Annotated in this window: 2 rRNA genes; both read left to right on the forward strand. The window is 51.6% G+C overall.

What is annotated here, in order from left to right:
* Positions 1-51 precede the first annotated feature (51 nt).
* A 23S ribosomal RNA gene (locus tag WJT86_RS12180) occupies positions 52-2,855 on the forward strand.
* A gap of 95 nt (positions 2,856-2,950) precedes the next feature.
* Positions 2,951-3,065, forward strand: a 5S ribosomal RNA gene (gene rrf / locus WJT86_RS12185).
* Positions 3,066-3,119 lie beyond the last annotated feature (54 nt).

Raw genomic sequence — 3,119 nt, forward strand, 5'->3', positions numbered from 1 at the left:
TTTTCAAGATCAGTCCGTTTTCTGCCGAGAGCGGACATTGATCATGAGAGTAATCAAGTGTCTTAAGAGCATTCAACGGATGCCTTGGCGCTGAGAGGCGATGAAGGACGTGGTACGCTGCGATAAGCTTCGGGGAGTTGCGAACAAACTTTGATCCGGAGATTTCCGAATGGGAAAACCCACCTTCGACAATTTGTATTCTGACGTCATGGGGACTTCGGTTTTTGTGATGTTGGACTACAAATTGTCAAAAGAAGGTATTAAATCCTGAATAAAATAGGGATTTAAGGCGAACCTGGGGAACTGAAACATCTAAGTACCCAGAGGAAAGGACATCAATAGAGACTCCGCTAGTAGTGGCGAGCGAACGCGGATCAGGCCAATGCTTCTTCAACTCTAACTGGAATCGTTTGAATGGCGAGCAATAATAGGTGATAGCCCTGTACAGGTAATGTGTTGAAGGAGATTCGAGTAGGGCGGGACACGTGAAATCCTGTCTGAACATGGGAGGACCACCTTCCAAGCCTAAGTACTCCTCAGCGACCGATAGCGAACAAGTACCGTGAGGGAAAGGTGAAAAGCACCCCGACGAGGGGAGTGAAATAGTTCCTGAAATTGAATGCTTACAAACAGTCGGAGCCCGCAAGGGTGACGGCGTACCTTTTGTATAATGGGTCAGCGACTTAAAGTAACGAGCAAGCTTAAGCCGATAGGTGTAGGCGCAGCGAAAGCGAGTCTTAATAGGGCGTTTAGTTCGTTGCTTTAGACCCGAAACCAGGTGATCTAGCCATGAGCAGGTTGAAGGTGCAGTAACATGCACTGGAGGACCGAACCGGTGAATGTTGAAAAATTCTCGGATGACTTGTGGTTAGGGGTGAAAGGCCAATCAAACTTGGAAATAGCTGGTTCTCCGCGAAAGCTATTTAGGTAGCGCCTCGCGTGAATCCTCTAGGGGGTAGAGCACTGAATGGGCTAGGGCTGCTCACCGCGGTACCAAACCTAATCAAACTCCGAATACCTAGAAGGACTGCGCGGGAGACACACGGTGGGTGCTAACGTCCATCGTGGAGAGGGAAACAACCCTGACCTACAGCTAAGGCCCCCAATTCGTGGCTAAGTGGGAAAGGATGTGGAAATCCCAAAACAACCAGGAGGTTGGCTTAGAAGCAGCCATCCTTTAAAGAAAGCGTAACAGCTCACTGGTCTAAATAAGGGTTTCTGCGCCGAAAATGTAACGGGGCTCAAGCCACGAGCCGAAGCTTAGGGTGCATCTTATGATGCGCGGTAGCGGAGCGTTCTGTAAGTCTGTGAAGGAGGACCCGTGAGGGCCTCTGGAGGTATCAGAAGTGCGAATGCTGACATGAGTAACGATAAACAGTGTGAAAGACACTGTCGCCGAAAGTCCAAGGGTTCCTGCGTAAAGTTAATCTGCGCAGGGTTAGTCGGTCCCTAAGGCGAGGCCGAAAGGCGTAGTCGATGGGAATTGCGTAAATATTCGTAAACCAGTGGGTAGTGACGGATGCCGCCCGTTGTGCAATCTTATTGGATTGATTGTGCAGCTAACGTGTCCCAGGAAATAGCTCCCACATTAGTCCGTACCCTAAACCGACACAGGTGGACAGGTAGAGTATACCAAGGCGCTTGAGAGAACTATGTTGAAGGAACTCGGCAATTTACCTCCGTAACTTCGGGATAAGGAGGCCTGCACTCGGGCAACCGGGCTGCAGGGGCACAGACCAGGGGGTGGCGACTGTTTAACTAAAACACAGGGCTCTGCGAAATCGTAAGATGACGTATAGGGTCTGACGCCTGCCCGGTGCCGGAAGGTTAAGAGGAGGGGTGCAAGCTCCGAATTGAAGCCCCGGTAAACGGCGGCCGTAACTATAACGGTCCTAAGGTAGCGAAATTCCTTGTCGGGTAAGTTCCGACCTGCACGAATGGCGTAACGATCTCCCCGCTGTCTCCAACATAGACTCAGTGAAATTGAATTCCCCGTGAAGATGCGGGGTTCCTGCGGTCAGACGGAAAGACCCCGTGCACCTTTACTGTAGCTTTACACTGGCATTTGTGTTCCTATGTGTAGGATAGGTGGTAGACTTTGAAGTTCGGGCGCCAGCTCGGATGGAGTCATCCTTGAAATACCACCCTTAGTAATATAGATGTCTAACCGCGGTCCGTTATCCGGATCCGGGACCGTGTATGGCAGGCAGTTTGACTGGGGCGGTCGCCTCCTAAAGAGTAACGGAGGCGCGCGAAGGTGGGCTCAGAGCGGTCGGAAATCGCTCGTTGAGTGCAATGGCATAAGCCCGCCTGACTGCGAGACTGACAAGTCGAGCAGAGTCGAAAGACGGCCATAGTGATCCGGTGGTCCCGCGTGGGTGGGCCATCGCTCAACGGATAAAAGGTACGCCGGGGATAACAGGCTGATCTCCCCCAAGAGTCCATATCGACGGGGAGGTTTGGCACCTCGATGTCGGCTCATCACATCCTGGGGCTGGAGAAGGTCCCAAGGGTTCGGCTGTTCGCCGATTAAAGTGGTACGTGAGCTGGGTTCAGAACGTCGTGAGACAGTTCGGTCCCTATCTGCCGTGGGTGCTGGAGTTTTGAGAGGATCTGCCCTTAGTACGAGAGGACCGGGGTGGACGTATCTCTGGTGGAGCTGTTGTGGCGCCAGCCGCAGTGCAGCGTAGCTATATACGGACGGGATAACCGCTGAAGGCATCTAAGCGGGAAACCCACCTCAAAACAAGAACTCCCTTGAGAACCGTGGAAGACGACCACGTTGATAGGCTGGGTGTGTAAGTGCGGCGACGCATTGAGCTTACCAGTACTAATTGTTCGATCGGCTTGATTGCTCTTATGGTCCATGTCCGACCATGAAAACATCAGGCTTCCCATAAAGAAGTTTTGATCCAAAAAAAATCTTAATGCTTACATTGTTCTTTGCCGGCTCGGTGATTTTAGCGAGGAGCCCAAACCCGATCCCATCTCGAACTCGGCCGTTAAATTCCTTAGCGCTGATGGTACTGTGTCTTAAGACCCGGGAGAGTAAGTCATTGCCGGGCCTGCAAAGAACAATCCCTCTTTACATGAATTACAAACATGCGCGGCGTAAGCTA

It is taken from the genome of Hohaiivirga grylli (assembly GCF_039655745.1).
In the GTDB taxonomy this organism is placed as follows: domain Bacteria; phylum Pseudomonadota; class Alphaproteobacteria; order Rhizobiales; family Beijerinckiaceae; genus Hohaiivirga; species Hohaiivirga grylli.